Annotated in this window: 18 protein-coding genes and 1 tRNA gene; 15 read left to right on the top strand and 4 right to left on the bottom strand. The window is 64.4% G+C overall.

From position 1 onward, the window contains the following. Positions 1-51: 51 nt before the first annotated feature. Positions 52-2,547 (bottom strand): calcium-binding protein, encoded by a 2,496-nt coding sequence (locus BM360_RS18375; protein ID WP_093317038.1) that lies wholly within the window; start codon positions 2,545-2,547, stop codon positions 52-54. Between the two features lie 623 nt (positions 2,548-3,170). Here BM360_RS18375 and BM360_RS18365 point away from each other — a divergent pair. From BM360_RS18365 to BM360_RS18315, 13 genes are all read left to right on the top strand, one after another. After that, positions 3,171-4,517 (top strand): FAD-binding oxidoreductase, encoded by a 1,347-nt coding sequence (locus BM360_RS18365; protein WP_093317032.1) that lies wholly within the window; start codon positions 3,171-3,173, stop codon positions 4,515-4,517. A gap of 23 nt (positions 4,518-4,540) precedes the next feature. After that, positions 4,541-5,299, top strand: a complete 759-nt coding sequence (locus BM360_RS20150) for an SDR family oxidoreductase (RefSeq protein WP_093317029.1) — start codon at positions 4,541-4,543, stop codon at positions 5,297-5,299. Between the two features lie 119 nt (positions 5,300-5,418). After that, positions 5,419-5,571, top strand: a complete 153-nt coding sequence (locus tag BM360_RS19720) for a hypothetical protein (protein WP_165611368.1) — start codon at positions 5,419-5,421, stop codon at positions 5,569-5,571. Positions 5,572-5,885: 314 nt separating this feature from the next. Next, complete coding sequence (locus tag BM360_RS18350) at positions 5,886-6,131, top strand: hypothetical protein (protein ID WP_093317023.1); 246 nt, start codon at positions 5,886-5,888, stop codon at positions 6,129-6,131. Positions 6,132-6,134: 3 nt separating this feature from the next. Further along, positions 6,135-6,377: a hypothetical protein gene (locus tag BM360_RS18345; RefSeq protein WP_093317020.1), complete on the top strand. Its 243-nt coding sequence runs from the start codon at positions 6,135-6,137 to the stop codon at positions 6,375-6,377. Beyond that, positions 6,377-6,766 carry a hypothetical protein gene (locus BM360_RS19715; protein ID WP_093317017.1) on the top strand — a complete coding sequence of 130 codons (390 nt, stop codon included), beginning with the start codon at positions 6,377-6,379 and terminating at the stop codon, positions 6,764-6,766. Before BM360_RS18345 ends, BM360_RS19715 begins: the two co-directional genes overlap by 1 nt. Beyond that, positions 6,763-7,167, top strand: a complete 405-nt coding sequence (locus tag BM360_RS19710) for a hypothetical protein (RefSeq protein ID WP_093317015.1) — start codon at positions 6,763-6,765, stop codon at positions 7,165-7,167. The genes BM360_RS19715 and BM360_RS19710 overlap by 4 nt, the downstream gene beginning before the upstream one ends. Next, a complete protein-coding gene (locus BM360_RS19400; protein ID WP_131819300.1) occupies positions 7,164-7,523 on the top strand; it encodes a hypothetical protein in 360 nt (119 codons plus the stop codon). The genes BM360_RS19710 and BM360_RS19400 overlap by 4 nt, the downstream gene beginning before the upstream one ends. Further along, complete coding sequence (locus BM360_RS18330; protein WP_093317012.1) at positions 7,465-7,707, top strand: hypothetical protein; 243 nt, start codon at positions 7,465-7,467, stop codon at positions 7,705-7,707. Before BM360_RS19400 ends, BM360_RS18330 begins: the two co-directional genes overlap by 59 nt. A gap of 14 nt (positions 7,708-7,721) precedes the next feature. Next, positions 7,722-8,003: a hypothetical protein gene (locus BM360_RS18325; RefSeq protein ID WP_093317009.1), complete on the top strand. Its 282-nt coding sequence runs from the start codon at positions 7,722-7,724 to the stop codon at positions 8,001-8,003. 112 nt (positions 8,004-8,115) lie between these two features. Continuing rightward, positions 8,116-8,271 (top strand): hypothetical protein, encoded by a 156-nt coding sequence (locus BM360_RS19705; RefSeq protein ID WP_165611367.1) that lies wholly within the window; start codon positions 8,116-8,118, stop codon positions 8,269-8,271. A 107-nt stretch (positions 8,272-8,378) separates the two neighbouring features. Further along, the gene (locus tag BM360_RS18320) at positions 8,379-8,867 is read left to right on the top strand and encodes a hypothetical protein (protein ID WP_242653565.1); all 489 of its coding nucleotides are present in this window, start codon (positions 8,379-8,381) and stop codon (positions 8,865-8,867) included. A 31-nt stretch (positions 8,868-8,898) separates the two neighbouring features. After that, positions 8,899-9,858, top strand: a complete 960-nt coding sequence (locus tag BM360_RS18315) for a L,D-transpeptidase (RefSeq protein ID WP_093317006.1) — start codon at positions 8,899-8,901, stop codon at positions 9,856-9,858. 148 nt (positions 9,859-10,006) lie between these two features. Here the strand turns inward: BM360_RS18315 and BM360_RS19815 are convergent, their stop codons facing one another. The 3 genes from BM360_RS19815 to BM360_RS18305 all read right to left on the bottom strand — a co-directional run bounded on the left by BM360_RS19815 (position 10,007) and on the right by BM360_RS18305 (position 11,962). Further along, entirely contained in the window at positions 10,007-10,801 is a 795-nt protein-coding gene (locus tag BM360_RS19815) for an ATP-binding protein (RefSeq protein ID WP_278247479.1), read from the bottom strand. 81 nt (positions 10,802-10,882) lie between these two features. Beyond that, positions 10,883-11,356: an ATP-binding protein gene (locus BM360_RS19810; RefSeq protein ID WP_207544654.1), complete on the bottom strand. Its 474-nt coding sequence runs from the start codon at positions 11,354-11,356 to the stop codon at positions 10,883-10,885. 530 nt (positions 11,357-11,886) lie between these two features. Beyond that, positions 11,887-11,962 (bottom strand) — tRNA-Thr (locus BM360_RS18305). 125 nt (positions 11,963-12,087) lie between these two features. Between BM360_RS18305 and BM360_RS18300 the strand changes: the two genes are divergently transcribed. Beyond that, positions 12,088-13,335, top strand: a complete 1,248-nt coding sequence (locus tag BM360_RS18300; RefSeq protein ID WP_093317003.1) for a PAS domain-containing protein — start codon at positions 12,088-12,090, stop codon at positions 13,333-13,335. Positions 13,336-13,458: 123 nt separating this feature from the next. After that, the gene (locus tag BM360_RS18295; RefSeq protein ID WP_093317001.1) at positions 13,459-18,093 is read left to right on the top strand and encodes an NAD-glutamate dehydrogenase domain-containing protein; all 4,635 of its coding nucleotides are present in this window, start codon (positions 13,459-13,461) and stop codon (positions 18,091-18,093) included. The last annotated feature ends 1 nt before the right edge of the window (position 18,094 follow it).

Genomic DNA, 18,094 nt, shown 5'->3' with positions numbered 1-18,094 from the left:
GCTTCCCGTCGCAGCTGATGGTGGTCGCGTCACGGCGTTTCAACGGGCGCGTCAGACCATGAAGTCGGACGCGGCGAGCTGATGCAGCGACACGTCGTAGAGCAGGATGGTGTCGTGCGCACCGAAGGTGAGCAGTACGTCGGTGCTGCCGTCTAGCGCGAGCACCTCGCGGGCATGGTCCATGTCGAGCGGGTTCACGCCGTCATAACCTGCCCGGTCGAGATCAAGCTTGTCGATGCCGGGCTGGAAGCCGGCAACGGTGGCGTGGCCCGGATCGGTGCCGAAATCGAACGTGTCGGCCTGGGCGGTGCCGGTGAGGCGATCGACGATGGCGGCGCTGCCTGCGTCTCTCATCAGCGCATCGATGGCGCTGCCGTAATCGGCGCCGTGGCGCAGCAGATCCTGCCAGACGGCGACTTCGCCGTTGGCAGGCGCGCGGCCGAAATATTCCTGGTAGAGCGTGCCCAGCGTCGCCCCGCTGTGATCGAGGCCGAGCGGATCGTTCATGATCGCGACGCGCACATCGGCATAGGTCGCGCCGCCACGGACGTTGGTCTGCCACACCTGGAGCTCGGCGGCGTTCGGATCGCGGCCGCCATATTCGTTGTAGAGCGCGGTCACCACCTCGGTGGTGTGGTCGCGGCCGAGCGGATCGTCGATGATCGCGGCGCGGACGTTGGCGTAGCTCGACCCGTCGCGGATCTGGCCGGACCAGAAATCGAGTTCGGCCGCGCTGGGGCTGCGGCCGCCAAAATCCTGGTAGAGCGTGGTGATCGTAGCGACGCCATGATCGCGGCCGAGCGGATCGTCGAGGATGGCGATCCGCACTTCGTTGAGCGGACGGCCGCTGTCGAGCCGCTGCGACCAGAACATCAACTCGCCAAGGTTCGCCGGGCGGCCGCCCAGCTCCACGTACAGGCCGTTGATTGCCTGGATGTTGGCAAGCGAGAGCCAGCCGTCGACGAACTGAATCCGCTCAATCCCGCGCAGCGTATCGACTCCGTCGCCGGTGGTGACGATCAAGCTGCCGCCTTCGCCATAGGTCAGCGTGCCCGATCCGGACGTAGCGTTGATGATCGCCACGTCGAAGCCATCGCCGCCATCGAGCAGATCATTGCCCGAACTGCCTGTGAGGTAATCATTGCCCGCATTGCCGAACAGGCGATCATTGCCGCCGCCTCCGATGAGCGAGTCATCCCGGCCCGCGCCGTTCAACACGTCGTCGCCGTTAGCGCCGATCAGCACGCCCTCCCGCTCCCCGGTATTGAGCGTCCCGCTCGCCCCCTGCACGAAGGCGAGCACTTCGACGCCCGCCATCAGCGTAGCGCCGGACTGGCTGACATAGGCGGTGTCGCGATCGTTCGCGCCGCCGTCGCTCTCATCGATTACGGTGCCGGCGTTCGTGAGATAATATGTGTCGTCGCCCAGGCCGCCGTGCAGCCTGGCGGCGATCTCGCCATCGCGCATGATATCGTTGCCAGTAAGGCCGAAGACGTTGGGCGTGGCCGCCGTGGCGGTAAGGTCGTTGTTGCCGGCATCGCCGTAGAGATTGGCTATCGGTGCCGGCGCGTCGGTGAGATCGACCAGCACCAGCCGATCGTCGGCGATGATGCTCAGATGCTGTCCGTCCGCACTGATCGTCAGACGATCGCCGAACGCGCGCTGCGAACCATCGTTGGAGGACGTGATCGGCGCGCCCACCGCGAACTCCGACACGATGCTCCAATCGGCGGTGGACAGCGCCACCACCGTGTCGTCGCTGGCATCGAGCAGGTAGAGCGTCCGCCCATCGGGTGAGAAAGCCGCACCCGGGATAGACGCGCGCCACTCGCTATGCGCTGCCGACAGATCGATGACCGCGTTGAGCGACAGATCGTAGACGGTAAGCGAGTCATAAGCGGCCACCAGCGCCTTGCCGGCGGTCCCGGAAACCGCTGCGGCCTGACCGCCGTATAGGGTCAGCGATGCGGTGATCGTGCCAGCCGCATCAAGGACGGACAGCGCGGTGCCGCCCGAGCGATTCGACGCGCTGATGAAGGAGACCGCACCGTCGACGGACGACACGACGATGTTGACCCCGGACAGCATGTTCGTCGTCACCAGCGTGTTGGTCGCGAAATCGAGATTGAGGATCTTCTGGCCGAAGCCCGGGCCGGCATTGGAGCCGGTGACCAGCGCCCGATCGCCGGTCAGCACGAGACTGTCGTCGAAATTGCGGACGTAGCCGGCGCGGGTCGCCTCCCGGAAGGATTCGTAGGAAGCGGTGGCGACGCTGCCCGCCGTCAGATCGAAGGTGTGCGCGCGGACGGTGTAATAAGAATCGCTGAACGGATTATCGAGATCGACCGCGACAACGTAGCGGCCCTCGGCAGAGGCGCTGAGGCCGCCGAGCGACGTGCCTGCCGAGTAGCTGGCAGTGACCGTGCCGCTCGCCACATCATAACGGCTGATCGTGTTGCCTTGAGCGACGAATAGGCTTTGACCGTCCGCGCTGAAGATGGCGTCCGAGGGGCGCCCGCTGACAAGGCTGCTGATCGCCTGGGCCACTCTTATTCTCCCTGATTCTACGGGAGTTTAGTTCTAGCGCCGACTTAAGGCAAATTGACTGACTTGGCGGAGCGGGAGGATCGGTGTCGCTCCATGCTTCATCTCCGACTCAGCCGCGTCAAACCTTCGGAAGAACGCTCAGAGCGCATCAACATGGCGACAGGTTGAGTGCAGGTACCCGCTTCCGCTTGGGCAAGAGAACAGCTTGATCGCATTGTCAGCGGCGAGCAACCCGCGCTCGATGAAGCACCTCGCAGCCGCGAAGTCGCAATAGACCGTCACCAGCCCGCAGCGCAGGCATTCCACGCCCACGCCCACGCCCACGCCCACGCCCACGCCCACGTCTGCGTCGCGCCAAGCGAACTGCCCTATCGCCTTCGGTCTGAGGTTCGCACCCCTGGCGGGATGAGAACACAGTGGGAACGTGTAGGAAAGCGGGTGTGCAGAGCGCAGATGGTCATCGCACGTGCCGATCCGACAATCAGGAACGATGCCCGGTGCGGCCATTTGGGTTGCGGCATACGGGGCGCTCTGCCACTAACACGTTGTGAAGGAACTTCTTGCGATATGACACACGCACAGGCTGGGCGCGTTCTGCTTCTGTGCTGGTGTGATAATGAGACGTGTCTCTAAGCGTGCAGAGACTTAGTAATCCTGGTAACTATCCTTTTATAGACACTGAAGTCGTATTTCCGGCATCCCGAATCAGCGCTGAGGACGCCGTCTGCGCATTTGATAACTGTATTGCACGAGGGGCAGGTCTTAGCATTAGCGATGGAGCGCTCAACGACGCGCACATCGTATCTACGCGCAACCTCAATCGATTTGTCTCCTTCGACGCTGCAACCGGCATCCTCGTTGCTGAGGCTGGAGTTATTCTCGCCGATATAGCGGCCGCGTTCGTACCGCGTGGCTGGTCTCTTTCGACTGTGCCAGGTACAAACCAGATCACGCTGGGCGGAGCGATCGCTTCGGACGTTCATGGTAAGAATCATCACACGTCTGGTTCGTTTGATCGCCATGTTCTATGGCTGGATGTCCTCACCGCAGCGCAGGGAATAGTCCGCTGCTCCCCAACTCAAGAGGCCGAACTGTTCCACGCCACGTGCGGCGGGATGGGATTAACCGGGTTGATACTGGCAGGTGCCGTCCAGCTGGTTCGGGTGTGCGGCGCTTGGATCAAAGAAACTGGGTTCAAAACTCGATGTCTGTCACAAACCTTGGACTTGTGCGCAGAGCTATACTCCTACCCCTATCTGGTTGCTTGGATTGACCCACATGCTGACGGTAGCTCAATGGGGCGAGGTTATGTTATGTGTGGCGAGCCGGTAGATGCGCACGCTTTCGAGGGAGCCGCGAGTCGAAGCCGGGCTTCGAAGCAAGGAAGCAAAAGCTTCCGAGTGCCTGCGTTCGTGCCTGTTGCTACAATAGACTCTCGCGTTTTGACGCAATCAATCAATATGCTGTACACATTGAAAGGTTTGCGAGGATCGTCCGGAAGGCTGATATGCGCTGAAGCCTTTCATTCACCGATCCAATCCCTAGATCTTCGTCTGTTCGGTGGAAGTCACGTTACGTATCAGTTTACGGTGCCCTTTTTAGCACATGAAGCGTTCCGCTCTATTTTTCGCCGTATAGTTGATAGTGGATTGGGCTCTCTGATTTCCGTTTTGAAACTGTTCGGGCCCCAACCGCAGCATCCAGAAAATATCTCCTTCCCACAGCGGGGCTATAATCTTGGAATAGACTTTCGGGTCAGCCGAAAGATGTTCACTCTTTTTCGAGAGCTAGACTCAATAGTTCTTGACTACGGCGGCCGGCATTATCTCTCCAAAGACGTTTGCCTTGAACCGAAGAGTGTCCGTCGCGGTTACGGTGACAAAGTTGAGAACTTTCTCGCCGTAAAACGAAAGTGGGACCCAGATAATCGATTTCGATCGTTGCAGTCCATGCGCCTGCAGCTCTATTGATACTTCGGAAGAGAGGCTTGTAGATGCCTGTTATGCTCATACTAGGGGCGACTTCGGATATTGCACGAGCCGTTGCCGCGAAGTTCTGTCAGCAAGGTTGGGAGTTGCTGCTCGCTGGGAGGGACTTAGACGCAACCGAGTCGATCGCACGAGATTTGGCGCTAAGGGCAGGCCGAGATCAGAATGCTTTCGCCTCGTTTGTTTTTGACGCGGCTCAGACACAGAATCATGGCGAGTTTTGGGACAAGCTACCATGCTGCCCGGACGCTGTTCTCTGTGCTATCGGCGGCGGGGGTGATCCGGCTGCTGCGCAGTACGACTTTTCTCTCGCTGAAACGATTATGCGGGTAAACTTCACTGGCTTGGTACCGGTTTTGTTGATGGCCGCCGAGGCGTTCGAGAAACGCGGTCGCGGCACGATCATTGGAATAGGCTCGGTTGCCGGTGATCGGGGGCGCGCCGCAAACTATGTTTATGGAAGCGCTAAGGCAGGCTTCGCAACCTTCTTGGCCGGACTTTCGGATCGGCTCATAGGTAAAGGAATAAACGTAATTACAGTGAAGCCTGGACCCGTAATTACCAGAATGTCAGAGGGACTTTCGCTTAACCCCTGGCTTACAGCTCAACCCAAGCAAGTTGCTGATGCCGTATACCGAGCACACCGCTCTGCGAAGCAGACCATATACGTCAAGCCACTGTGGCGACTGATTATGTTGATACTAGTACATGTGCCGAGCCCCATCTTCCGGAGGATGAACTTAGCTGTGAGGCGCAAAGGCTAACGCTGTGATCAAGGCGCAGCCGGCTTTGTTGAAGTCACGCATGATCTAAGCAAACAATAGACGCTCGCCCGCGAGATGCCGAGCCGTTCAGCGATTGCGGTTACGCCAAGCCCATCAGCTTGCAGGGCGGTGATGGTGGTTATGTCGATCGTCAGCGGTTCCTCCTGACGAGTCGCGACGTTCTCGCCGACGCGCTGTTCGACCGCTATCTCGATTGGTCGCAGATCGACGACGCGATCGAGGAGAGCTTTCCGGCGTCGCTGGCCGGGTGAAATGTCAGGCGTCTAGCCCGAGAGCTTTCCGGGTTAGGCGCCTGATCGCCTCGGGCCGCGACGGCTTGGGCTCGGGCTGATCCTCAATCCATTCGTCGAGCGGCTGGAGGGTGTCCGGCAGGAGGCGAACACCGATCTGCTGGCCCTTTCCAGTCGTCACCGGACGGCCTCTCTTCTTTGTGCCAGCACTAATTGACGGCTTCATCGTTTAGGGATACCACAAATGCGAACCGGAGCAAAGCGCCAACCTTAACCCCGGCTCTGACCGCAACACCTGTGATGAGGTGATAGGCTATAACGACTGTACCGCTGGCATGCGCCCGGCCAACCCCACGCGTGCGATCTCGCTGACCAAGTCCTGCCAGTCGGGCGTGGACAATGCCCGCGTGCACCTGCGCACCGGCAACCCGGGCGCCTACGCCCGCAGCCTCGCCGGCCTGCATCGCAGCAGCAGCGAGCGCCAGCAGCGCGCAATCGAGGCGGTGATCGCGTCGGACGCGACGACGCACCTGTTCACGCGGCACGTCGGCAACGGCTGCCTGCTGGCGCGGCAGGGCTGAGCAATGGCGGACACGAACGCACCCGCGAACAGCCGGGGGCAACTGGATGACGTCTCCTGCCTGTTGGAGCAGATCGAAGCCGTCCTGCTGATGGTCTCCGACTACATCGACCATCGCAACGACCAACTCGGCACCGCGCCCTCATCCGCGCTCTACGGCGCGATGGAGCTCGCCAACAAAGCAAAGCGGCTGGTCGATGATGCAAACGAGATCGTCGCTGCGCAACGCGTTCGGGAGGCGGCGTGATGGCCGTCCTCCTCTCCGCTCCTGTTGCGGTCGATCCGCACCGCGACTTCCTAGTCCCGCGCCATGAGGCTGTGACCACCGTCAACCACGACTCCTCGCTAACGGACGGACAGGCCGACGATCTGGTTGGCTGGGCGGCCGCTGCCGAGAACCTCGTCGTGCGCACGCCTGCCGCCACCGCCGAGGGCGCCGCGATCAAGATGCTGGTGCTGCTCCAGATGACGGCAGTAGGTCACGAAGTTTCGGAAGAAATGGCGTGGCCCGTCGTCGAGGAGGCCGCTGGCCTGCTGGGCATGCCGAAGCTTGTCGACATGGGCTATCTGGCACCCGAGGACCAGCGGGCAAGGGAGGCAGCCGCCGATGCCGTCCGCATGGAGGCGCAGGCATGAACGCCGCAACCAGCCGCCGCGCCCTGCTCGGCTCCGCGCTGCTCGCGCCGATCGCTGCCGCCGCGGCGAGCCTTCCCGCTGCCCGCCCCAACTCTGACGAGTGGGAAGCGGCACTGCACGACTTCGATGCGGCACGTGCGCGTTACAATGCCGCACTGGACCTCCAGAATGCTGTCGACTTGAGGCTTCCGACTGCCCATCCTGAGGCTGAGGTGCAGGCGGCAGTGCCCGAAACTATGAACGCTGACGACGACGCCTTGCAGCGGATTTACAGGACCGCTGCGCCGAACATCGCCGCCGTCTCGCGCAAGCTGGAGATCATTCTGGCGAACGGCGGTGTGGGCGAGGTGAGCTGGGTTCTCGCCGACTTGCGCCGGTCGAATGGGGAGGCGCAATCATGAGCGGTCGTCTCAACGCACCTCAGGTGACGGACCATTGCCAGCGCTGCCGCTTCTGGTCGGTCGATCCCGCGACAGCGGACCCGAACGATGACAGCTGGGCGTTCGGCGACTGCCGGCGTGAGCCGCCCCGCCTGATCGACAGCGTAGCGCGAGCGGTCATGCCACGCCCCGACTACAACGAGCAGGTCGAGATGCACATGGGCACGATCCCGCTCGCGCAGGCGTCCTGCTGGCCGGTCACCCATACGGCCGACTGGTGTGGCCGGTTCGAGTTCCAGCGTGGGGGAGGGCTGAGCCATGGCGACCCTGATCAGCCACGACGCTGGCGCCGCGTTCGACCCCTCGCTTTGGCTTGACGCCTTCGCCCCCGTTGGTGGCAGCTACGTCCTGATGTCCGGCCGAAAGCTGTGCTTCCTCGTCAGCGAGTGCAGCGCCGACGACCTCGCCCTGACCATGCGGCAGATCGTCGGCCATCCGGAGCGGCAGGAAGCCCTCAAGAGCGCGATAGAAGCACGGCAGGCTGGGGAGCTGGTGCAATGACGCCCGGCTCTCCGATGGAAACACCGATCGGGTGGGCGGATGCGCTTGCCGATTACCAGCGACTCCGCGCCCTCTCCGATGCGCTCGGCAGCGGGCACGAAGAGATGGATGCCTCTGTGGACGCGTATTGCGAAGCCGCCGACAGCCTCATCATGCTGACGGCGGCGCCGGACCTGCATGCGGTCATCTACAAGCTGCGGCTAGCCGAGGAGCGCGCCGAAGGGTTCGAGATGAGCGGCGACTATATCGACGCCCCTGCGCGCGATCTGGACGCCTTAGCGGCCATGGGGGCCTGACGTGGCTAGCCTGGCCTATACAGCGCCGCCGCTGCGTGCACCGCATTGGGGGTGGAGACGGCTTCGAAGACGCCGATGGGTGCGCCCCGCTCACCTGCCCTCACCCGAGTCTATGTTGTCGGCGATCCCGTCGCTGCCGCGGTCCACGCTCGCACAGCTCACCCAGCGGATGATCGACCGCATGGACGAGATCGACGGCGATCCGGACCTCGAACAATTCGACGAGGACAACGAGGACGGCCACGATCGGGAGAGCGTCTACGACTAGCCACCCAGCGCCACCAATCCCGGCACCAGCAGCCCGTCGCCCGCGACAAGCGAGCGGCGGGTTTACCGCGTTCGCCGCGCGTGCACCGCTTTCGTGACAGCCTCGCCATGTCCGAGGCGCATGCAGACAGCGACTGGTGGATGGATACCTATCGCCGCGCCTTCCCGCGGCTCCGATCAGCCGTGGCGGTGCGGCAGGATGGTTGGGCGCAGCGGGCCGGCGTGGACCGGGTGCTGACGCTAGCGTGCGGGCGGACCTTCACGGTCGACGAGAAGGTGAGGGCCGAGGAGTGGCCGGACATCCTCTTGGAGCAGTGGAGTGACGAGTCACGGCGGGTCCCTGGCTGGGTGCAGAAGCCGCTCGCCTGCGACTTCATTGCCTATGCCTATGCGCCGAGTGGTGTCTGCTACCTGCTACCCGTGGTACCGCTCCAGCGCGCTTGGCGTCTAAACGGGCGAGACTGGATCAAGCGATATGGCACACGCCGCGCGCAGAACGTTGGCTATGTCACGGCGAATGTCCCTGTGCCTCGGTCCGTGCTGCTGGTGGCGATCGCCGAGGCTATGATCCTGTCAGCGCCGGTGCCGGCCTATTGACACCCACGTCCTCCCTGAGTTGCGTCGGCGCATGAACCGATTGCTCTTGATCGCCGTGGCTGCCGAAGTGGCCTTTCAGCCTTGTGTCGCCGTCGTAGCTGCCGTGCCGGCGCCCACCGGGAAGCGCATGGAGCAGCTAAAACCTGGCGAATCGTTCTGGGCGCCGCAGGTGGCGCCAGCCGGGCCGGTGATCGTCATCGTCAGCCTCGCGGCCCAGCGAGCATACGTTTACCGGAACGGTATACCGATCGGCGTCACCACTGTCTCAACCGGCAAACCGGGGCATGAGACGCCGACGGGCGTCTTTACGATCCTCCAGAAGGCGAAGGACCACAAATCCAACCTTTATTCCAGCGCGCCGATGCCGTTCATGCAGCGGCTGACATGGGACGGAATCGCGCTGCACGCGGGCAACCTTCCGGGCTACCCGGCAAGTCATGGCTGCGTTCGGCTGCCGCTCGCCTTCGCGAGGGCCCTGTTCGGCGTCACTCAGCTTGGCCTGACGGTCGTCATCACTGATCAGCCGAACGTACCTGAGATTGCACCCACGGGCCCGTTGCTTGCGCCACTGGAGGATCGGCACGCCAGCCCGACCGCATATCATTGGCGGCCTGAGCGTGCGCCAAATGGGCCGATCTCCGTCCTGATCAGCGCGAAGGACAAGCGGATTATCGTCCTGCGCGATGGAGTGGAGATCGGTTCCAGTGAAGTCCGGATCGACGAGCCGGTGGATCAGACTTCCGCTTACACGCTTGGCAGCATCGATGAGGCTGGCGTGCACTGGCTTCGGCTTGCGCTTCCTGGGCAGCCGTTCACCGACGGGGAGGTGTCAGAAGCGGAGCGCGGGCGAGTTCATCTGCCGGAGGGCTTTCGCTCTCGTCTCGCCGAAGCGCTGCAGCCCGGCGCGACCCTGCTTGTTTTGCGCGAGTCGATTGCGAGCAGCGGGACGGGCGCGAAGCTGCGAGTGCTGGAATCGGACGATAGTCGCTGACCGCCAGCGCCGGGCACAGAACCCCGGCTATGTATTGGTCCGCGTACCGGTGCCGCGGACGGTGCTGATGTGGGCGCTGGTGGATGCGATGGTGGATGCGTGAGGCGGGCCCATCATCACGAAAGTGTCGATCGGACTAAGCACACTACTATTCCATAGCATCCTGGTCGAACGCGAACTCTGGCTCCTCATCTGCTTGGCCGTCGCTTTCCTCTGCGTAGGAAAAGAACTCTGCTGGCCGTAGAAGTTTAGCGTTAGCTGGGTCAGTAACGAAAGATGTAATATTTCGCCCTACCATATAGCAGTACAACGCAGTTGGAACGAAATTTAGCGCAACATTGTTGACAAGCTCTGATCGTCGAACCGTTTTTGTTGTGCAGCTTGCATTGCTAAGTCCGTGCAAGCGGCAAAACGAGAGCAGTCCCTTTATCTCAGACGATTTCCCTGCAGCCCGGTCAGACCACTTTATCTCAACTGCCCATTGCGGCCGCTGTTGGCCGGGCATGAGATTGACAATATCCACCTCTCCTTCGTTCTTCCATCGCGCGTACCGGAGAGTTGTGGTTCCAGGGGAATGCTGCCACTGTGAGAAGATAGCACTTTCTGCCAAATGCCCGAGCAAGTTGCTGTTTTCAGCTGAAACAGGGCTAAACAAAGCTGCGCGCATAGACGGATTATTTAAATAGATCTTGAAATTACGCTCACGCGTCATGCTTCTGCAGTTCTGATCGACATTTGAAACCTTAATTATCAAAAATGCCAACTCAAGATATTCTATATACTTTTTAATTGTGGGCTTAGCTAAACCAGACTCTTTAGAGATGTTTTCTAGGCTCGCCTCATTTCCGGTGTTGTATGCTAGAAAAGTAAAAAGCTTATTGAGTTCTTGAATCTCGCTAATCCCGTACAAGGCGGGGAGATCCTTAAGTAGAACCTTATCAATGATATCTGACCGAACGAACTGATCGGGGTTGGCGCGAACGGTCTTGTTAAGGACCGCTTCTGGGTACCCGCCGTAATTAAGTTAATCGATAATGGATGAGTTTAGGGCGCCTAGATCACGAATGGAATACTCGTGACCATCGTAGCCAACTAGTTCTTCGTCCTTGCCTATAAACTGTAGGAATTCGTGGAACGTTAGCGGAGGGAGCATGAAGTCGGAGAACCGACCCGCCCCTGATTCTTGGCTTTTGAGGCGAAGCGCCGCTGCCGCTGAGCCCGTAGCAACGAACTTGACGGTCGGATATGTGTCGACCAGATCCTTAAGGTGCGACTCCCAGCCTTTAAGATATTGGATTTCATCGAAAACGATCAGTGCCGGCCCTGGCTCACTGTTCGGCAGCAGAGAGAGAAACTCCTCCAGAGACGTTCCGGAGTAAACCGGAGTGTCGATGCTCGCATAGAGAATGCGCTTCGGGCTCCAGCCTCCTTGACGAGCCTCATGCACCAGTTGCTTGATCATCACGGTTTTGCCAACCCGGCGCGGCCCAAGAAGGATCGTAGCCCGTCTGACGCTTCGATCGAGAGCGAGCTCTGCGAAAGGCGCGAAGTAGGTGCGCCGAGGGTACTCGGCCTCCGGGGGTTCTTAGGCTGGATCGGACCACCATGGGTTATCCCGGCTGATCCGAGCTTGGATGTCGTTGGTAGAGATGGCGCGCATGCCGTTAAAGATACGACCGTATCTCTAAAGGGTAAAACTTGCATAACCCCTTGAAACAAAGGCAAGAAATGCCGTCCGTTAAACAGGGTCGGGTTCTAACAAGCCCGCGTCATCTAGGCCCCGCTTAGGTTGGCTGCGACTACCACCTTGGTTGAGGGCCCTATCAAATGGGACGCGGCTTCGCGCCGCGAGCGCTCATGATGGAGAAGGCTGTGTCGCGACTTGAAGCCCGGCGCATGTTTGTCGATCTCGCCCGCCTCGCCGCCAGCTACAGCCATTCCGATCAGAAGGGTGGGTTCCGGTGAGGGAACGCGATCTCAAGCGGGAGGGAACTCCGCCAAGAAATCAAGAGCTTAGCTGCCGTCGAATGGTGCCGCCTACAGGACTCGAACCTGTGACCCCCGCATTACGAATGCGATGCTCTACCAGCTGAGCTAAGGCGGCCGACCGGAGCGCGGGCCTTTATCAGCGGGTTGGGAGGGGCGCAAGCCTCCTGGCGCTTTACGGTTCGTCAACCATGGGTGGCGCATCGTCGATCCTGATCGACAGACCCGAGGGGCGAGAGGCGCGTGCGCACACAGGATAGTCAGCAGGGCGGCGCGGCCGACGAGGCGCTTGCCGATCCGCCGCCCGCAATCGGGACCGATGAGCGGCGGATGCATGTCCGCGCCTACAACTTCTGGGTTTCGCTGCTGGGAGGGCGGGCATTTCCGTCGATCGACGATCTCGATCCCGCCAGCATCGGCGATTTCGGGCCAAACAGCGTGCTGCTCGATTTCACGGCGGACGAATCAAATCCGCGCATTGCGTGGCTTGGCCGGGCGCTTCGTGAAGAGGGTGAGCTTGGCGCGGATGTGCGGACGCTTGCCGACGTGCCCGGCCGCTCGCTCGTCTCGCGGCTGACCGACCACTTCCTGCAGATCATCGCCAACCGCGCGCCGATCGGGTTCGAGGCGGAATTCGTCAACGTTCGCGGCAACAGCGCGCTCTATCGCGGCATCCTGATGCCCTTCTCGTCGGACGGCGAGACGATCGATTACATCTACGGCGTCATCAACTGGAAGGAGCTGGCCGACGCCGCTCTGACCGCCGATATCGTCGCCGCTGCCGATCGGGCGATGGCGGCGCTGCGCGCGGAGGCTCTGGTGCCTGCGCCCACGCCCGCCGTGGCGCCCTCGTGGGCGGATGGTCCCAGCCGCTCTTTCGCCAGCCCGTCCTCGCCGGCCGTGGAGGTGGGGGACGAAAGCGATCTCGCAGATGCACTCGCGCTCGCCCGTGAAAGCGCGTCGACGGCGGCGAGTTCGGATCTCCGCTCCCGCGCCGCGCTCTACCGCGCCATCTGCCATGCCTATGCCTTCGCCTGCGCCACCGAGGATGCACCGGAGGCCTATGCCGAACTGCTCGAGGATGCCGGCCTCAAGGCGCAGGCACGCGCGCCGATGACGCCGATCGCGAAACTGGTTTTCGGTGCCGCCTGCGACAAGACGCGGCTGGCCGAATATGCCGCGGTGCTGGCGCATGCGCGCCGCCATGCCGTGCAGCCGGATGGCATGACGCGGTTCCTCGACCGGTTCTCCGGCGGGCTGAAGGCGATTGTCGCCGCGGAGCGTGCCGCACGACGCCCGGCCGCGGCGCGGCCCGACCCGCGCGAGCGGCTGCGCGAGACGCCGGCTGCGGCCACGCTCGCCTTCTCGGTCGAGCCGGAGTTCGTGCTGCTGCTCGGCCGCCGTGCCGGGCCGGGGGAGGTCGCCATCCTCGGCGTCACCGACGATTCCGGGCTGGTCGAGCGCGCGCTGCGCTACGCCGCGCGGGACTGAACGACAGGCTCCCCCGGCACCGCTTGCCCCGTTGCCATGGCGGGCGCATAGGCCCGCCCCATCGGCTGACGGGCGGCAGCAGACCGCCCTCGCCTCAGGAGCGGACGGAGCAGTACGAGAGTCATGGCCAATCCCCTTTCGCAGTCCGAACTTGAATCCGCCTTTGCCGCGGCGCTGACCGCGGGCGCCCTGCCCGGTGAGGTTGCCGGCTTCGACCCGGCCGAGCGCGATGCCGCCGCAGCGTTCGTCGCGGAGGCGGCGTCGGTGCGCCAGCCCGGCACCCCGGCGATCCGCGTGGGCGGCACCGAAGGCGAGGGCGGCCGGCGCCGCATGCGCATCGCCGTCGTCAATGACGACATGCCCTTCCTCGTCGATTCGGTCGCCGCGGCGATCGGTGCGCATGGTCTTGCGATCGAGCGGTTGCTTCACCCTGTTCTCGCCGTCCGTCGCGATGAAGAGGGCCGCCTGATCGAGCTGCTGCCTGCCGACGATGCCGGGGCACGGCGAGAATCGCTGATCTACCTTGAGGTGGAGCGTGCCGACGCGCGGCTGCGACGCGACCTTGAAGGCGCGCTGGCCTCCGTCCTGGAAGATGTGCGCCGCGCCGTCGGCGACTGGCCGCACATGCAGACCGCCCTGCGCGAGGATGCCGCTCGTCTGCCCGACGGTGAAGGCGCGGCGCTGCTCCGCTGGTTCCTTGAGCGCCATTTCACGCTGCTTGGTCATGCCCAGGTGGGGGAGGGCGATGCGATCCAGCACGGCCTCGGCGTGCTGAGCAGCGGCGATTGCGGCATCTGGACGGCGGAGACGCTTTCGGGCGCGCGCGCATGGTTTGCAGCCGGTGGCGAGGCGCCGCTGATCCTCAAGGGCGATGTCGATGCGACGGTGCATCGCCGCGTGCCGATCGATCTGCTGATCGTCCCCGTGCGCGACGGCAGCGGGATCACGGGCCTGTCCATCCATGCCGGCCTGTGGACCTCCGCTGCGCTGCGCACTGCATCGGACAAGGTGCCGGTGCTGCGCGCGCGGCTGGCGGCGCTGGAGGAGCGATACGGCTTCGCCCCGACCGGCCATGCCGGCAAGGCGCTGCGCCACGTCCTCTCGGCACTGCCGCACGATCTGCTTGTCGCCTTCGATCGGCCGGCGCTGGAGCTGCTCGCACTCACCGCCATGTCGCTGGCGGATCGGCCGCGGCCGAAGCTGGTGCTGGTCCACGGTCCGCTCCGGCGGCACCTGTTCGCCTTCGTCTGGCTGCCGCGCGACGACCTCTCGACTGCCCGCCGCGTCGCCATCGGTGAGATGATCGCGCAGGCGGCGCAGGGCGTGCTGGTCGGCTGGTCGCTGGAGCTGGACGATGCCGGGCTGGCGCTGATCCGGTATCAGCTGCGTGCGTCGCCCGACGCGGCAGCACCCGACATGGCGGTGCTCGATCGGCAGCTGAGCGAGATGCTGCGCGGCTGGGCGCCCGCGGTCGAGGCCGCCTTGGTGCCGATGGTCGGCGCGACGCGCGGCGCGCGGCTGGCGCTGCAATATGCCGGCGCCTTCCCGGTCAATTATCGCAACCGCTACGATCCGGCGGAGGCGGCCGACGACGTGCTGCGCATCGCTGCGCTGAACGACGAGGGCGCGCGCGCCACGCGGCTGGTGCGGGGCGAAGCGGGCGGCGTGGCGCTGCGGCTCAAGACCTACCGCCAGGGCGGGTTGATCGCGCTGTCCGATGCGGTGCCGGTGCTCGAGAATTTCGGCTTCCGCGTGCTTGCCGAGAACGCCACCGCACTCGAGGGCGGGCGGCTGGGCACGATCCACGATTTCCTGCTGGAGGTGGACAGCCCGGCAACCGTCGACGCGCTGATGGCGCGCGCCGAGACGACCGAGCAGGCGCTGGCCGCGGTGCTGGAGGGCCGCGCGGAAAATGACGAGTTCAACCGCCTGATCGTCGCCGTCGGGCTCGATCCGCAGGCGGTGGTGCTGTTCCGCGCCTGGTTCCGCTACCTCCGCCAGACGGGCCTTGCTTACGGTCTCGCCACCGTCGTCGAGGCGCTCCGCCGTGCGCCCGCCGCCGCGCGCGGGATCATCGACCTGTTCTGTGCGCTGCACGATGCCAACGCCTCGGACGAGCGCGCGGCGGGCGCCAATGCGGCGATCGACGCGGCGCTGGCGCAGGTATCCGGCATCGACGACGATCGCATTCTGCGCCGCATCCGGGCGGTCGTGCAGGCGACGCTCCGGACCAACGCCTTCTCGCCCGCCCGTGCCGAAGCGCTGGCGTTCAAGCTGGATTCGAAGCTGGTGCCGGGCCTCCCCGCGCCCGTGCCGTGGCGCGAAATCTGGGTCTACAGCCCGCGTGTCGAGGGCATCCACCTGCGCTCCGGCCCGATCGCTCGCGGCGGCCTGCGCTGGTCCGACCGGCGTGACGATTTCCGCACCGAGATCCTCGGCCTGATGAAGGCGCAGGTGGTGAAGAATGCGGTGATCGTGCCGACCGGCGCGAAAGGCGGCTTCTACCCCAAGGCGCTGCCGAGCGTGTCCGATCGCGACGCCTGGATGGCGGAGGGCACCGAGAGCTATCGCATCTTCATCCGCTCGCTTCTCTCTGTCACCGACAACATCGTCGAGGGCCGCGTCGTCCATCCCGAGGGTGTGACGGTGCGCGACGGCGAGGATCCCTATTTCGTCGTCGCGGCGGACAAGGGCACGGCCAGCTTCTCCGACGTCGCCAACGCGCTCGCGCTGGAACGCGGCTTCTGGCTGGGCGACGCCTTTGCCAGCGGCGGATCGCAGGGCTATGATCACAAGGCGATGGCGATCACCGCGCGCGGCGCGTGGGTCTCCGTCCAGCGCCACTTCGCCGAGCGCGGGGTGGACGTGCAGAGCGACAGCATCACCGTGGTCGGCTGCGGCGACATGTCGGGCGACGTGTTCGGCAACGGCATGCTCCTGTCCAAGGCGCTGAAGCTGGTCGCCGCGTTCGACCATCGGCACATCTTCCTCGATCCCGACCCCGATCCCGCGAGCAGCTGGGCGGAGCGTGAGCGGCTGTTCAACCTGCCGCGCTCCTCCTGGGCGGATTATGACGCGAAGCTGATCTCGGCGGGCGGCGGCATCTTCCCCCGCACGCAGAAGGCGATCCCGCTGTCGGTCGAGGCGGCGCGCGCTCTGGGCGTGGAGCCCGGCACGTTCGATCCGTCCTCGCTGATCGCCGCCATCCTCAAGGCGCCGGCCGATCTGCTGTGGTTCGGCGGCATCGGCACCTATGTGAAGGCCAAAAGCGAGGGCAATGCCGAGGTGGGCGATCCCGCCAACGATGCCCACCGCATCACCGGCGACGCGGTGCGCGCGACCGCGATCGGCGAGGGTGCGAACCTCGGCGTCACGCAGGCCGGGCGCATCGCCTTCGCGCTGAACGGCGGGCGGCTGAACACCGACTTCATCGACAATTCGGCGGGCGTCGATTGTTCGGACAATGAGGTGAACATCAAGATCGCGCTCAATGCCGAGATGGCGGCGGGGCGGCTGTCTTATGAAGATCGCAACGTGCTGCTGCGCGAGATGACCGACGAGGTCGCCGCGCTGGTGCTGGAGGATAACCGCCTCCAGACGCTGGCCCTCAGCCTGGCCGAGCGCGGCGGTGCGGCGGGTCTGCCCGCGGTGCTGCGTGCGGTGGACATGCTGGAGGCAGCCGGCCGGATCGACCGTGCGGTGGACGGCCTTGGCAGCAACGAGGAGCTGTCGCGCCGCGTGCAGGACGGGCAGGGGCTGACCCGGCCCGAACTGGCGATCGTGCTCAGCCACGTGAAGCTCGCGCTGCAGGCTGCGATCGAGACGACCGACATGGGTGAGGACCCGGCGCTGCGCCCGCTGCTACACGCCGCCTTCCCGCGGCAGATGCAGGAGCGGTTCGCCGAGGCGATCGACGCGCATCGCCTGCGCGGGCCGATCGTCGCGACCGAATTGGCCAACCGCGTGGTCAACCGGATCGGCCTCACCGCGCCGCTGCTGCTGGCGGAGGAGGAGGGCGTCAGCCTGGCGCAGGTCGCCGCGGCTTATGCCGCCGCCGATCTGGTCTTCGGGCTGGAGGCGCTGTGGACCGCGATCGAGACGGCCCAGGTGGGCGAGGCCGCGAAGCTCGACCTGTTCGAGGCGGCACAGGCGACGGTGCGGCTGCACATGGCGGACCTGCTGCGCGCCGCGTCGGATCTGGCGCGTCCGGGCGAGATCGCAGCCCGGCTGGGCGAAGGCATCGCCGCGCTCGACCGTGAGGCGGAGGCGCTGCTGCGCGACGAGGCGCGGGCACAGGCCGATGTGCTGCGCCAGCGGCTCGCCGGGCTGGGTGCGCCGCCGGAGCTGGTCAACCGCATCGTCCGGCTGGACGAGATGGACGGTGCGGCCGGCATTGCCGGGCTCGCCGCGCGGGCGGGGGCGGATGCCGTGGTCGCAACCCGTGCCTATGTCCGGCTGGGCGAGGCGCTGGCGCTCGACTGGGCGAAGTCCGCGGCGGTCCGCTTCACCGCGGTCGATCCGTGGGAGCGGCTGCTGGCGGCAGGCGTGGCGCGCGATCTGGAGCAGGTGCGACTCGACTTCCTCGCGGTCCATGCCGACGGCGACATGCCCGGCATGGTCGAGCGCTGGATCGAGGCGCATGCCGCCCGCATCGGCCAGTTCCGTGCGTTGATCGACCGCGCGCGCGCCGCGCCGCAGGTCAGCGCCGCGATGCTGGCGCAGATCTCGAACCAGGCGCGGCTGCTGCTCGGCCGCTAAT

Origin of the sequence: Sphingomonas jatrophae, from assembly GCF_900113315.1 — a bacterium.
GTDB lineage: Bacteria > Pseudomonadota > Alphaproteobacteria > Sphingomonadales > Sphingomonadaceae > Sphingomonas_P > Sphingomonas_P jatrophae.
The sequence above is the reverse complement of the archived record's forward strand: the minus strand, read 5'-3'. Positions and strand labels throughout refer to the sequence as shown.

Bases quoted from the DNA above. Each gene is read 5' to 3' on its own strand.
- BM360_RS19705 (WP_165611367.1), top strand. From the start codon at position 8,116: ATGTTGTCGGCGATCCCGTCGCTGCCGCGGTCCACGCTCGCACAGCTC.
- BM360_RS18295 (WP_093317001.1), top strand. From the start codon at position 13,459: ATGGCCAATCCCCTTTCGCAGTCCGAACTTGAATCCGCCTTTGCCGCG.
- BM360_RS20150 (WP_093317029.1), top strand. From the start codon at position 4,541: ATGCCTGTTATGCTCATACTAGGGGCGACTTCGGATATTGCACGAGCC.
- BM360_RS18320 (WP_242653565.1), top strand. From the start codon at position 8,379: ATGTCCGAGGCGCATGCAGACAGCGACTGGTGGATGGATACCTATCGC.
- BM360_RS19710 (WP_093317015.1), top strand. From the start codon at position 6,763: ATGAACGCCGCAACCAGCCGCCGCGCCCTGCTCGGCTCCGCGCTGCTC.
- BM360_RS18345 (WP_093317020.1), top strand. From the start codon at position 6,135: ATGGCGGACACGAACGCACCCGCGAACAGCCGGGGGCAACTGGATGAC.
- BM360_RS18325 (WP_093317009.1), top strand. From the start codon at position 7,722: ATGGAAACACCGATCGGGTGGGCGGATGCGCTTGCCGATTACCAGCGA.
- BM360_RS19715 (WP_093317017.1), top strand. From the start codon at position 6,377: ATGGCCGTCCTCCTCTCCGCTCCTGTTGCGGTCGATCCGCACCGCGAC.
- BM360_RS19400 (WP_131819300.1), top strand. From the start codon at position 7,164: ATGAGCGGTCGTCTCAACGCACCTCAGGTGACGGACCATTGCCAGCGC.
- BM360_RS18330 (WP_093317012.1), top strand. From the start codon at position 7,465: ATGGCGACCCTGATCAGCCACGACGCTGGCGCCGCGTTCGACCCCTCG.
- BM360_RS18350 (WP_093317023.1), top strand. From the start codon at position 5,886: ATGCGCCCGGCCAACCCCACGCGTGCGATCTCGCTGACCAAGTCCTGC.
- BM360_RS18315 (WP_093317006.1), top strand. From the start codon at position 8,899: ATGAACCGATTGCTCTTGATCGCCGTGGCTGCCGAAGTGGCCTTTCAG.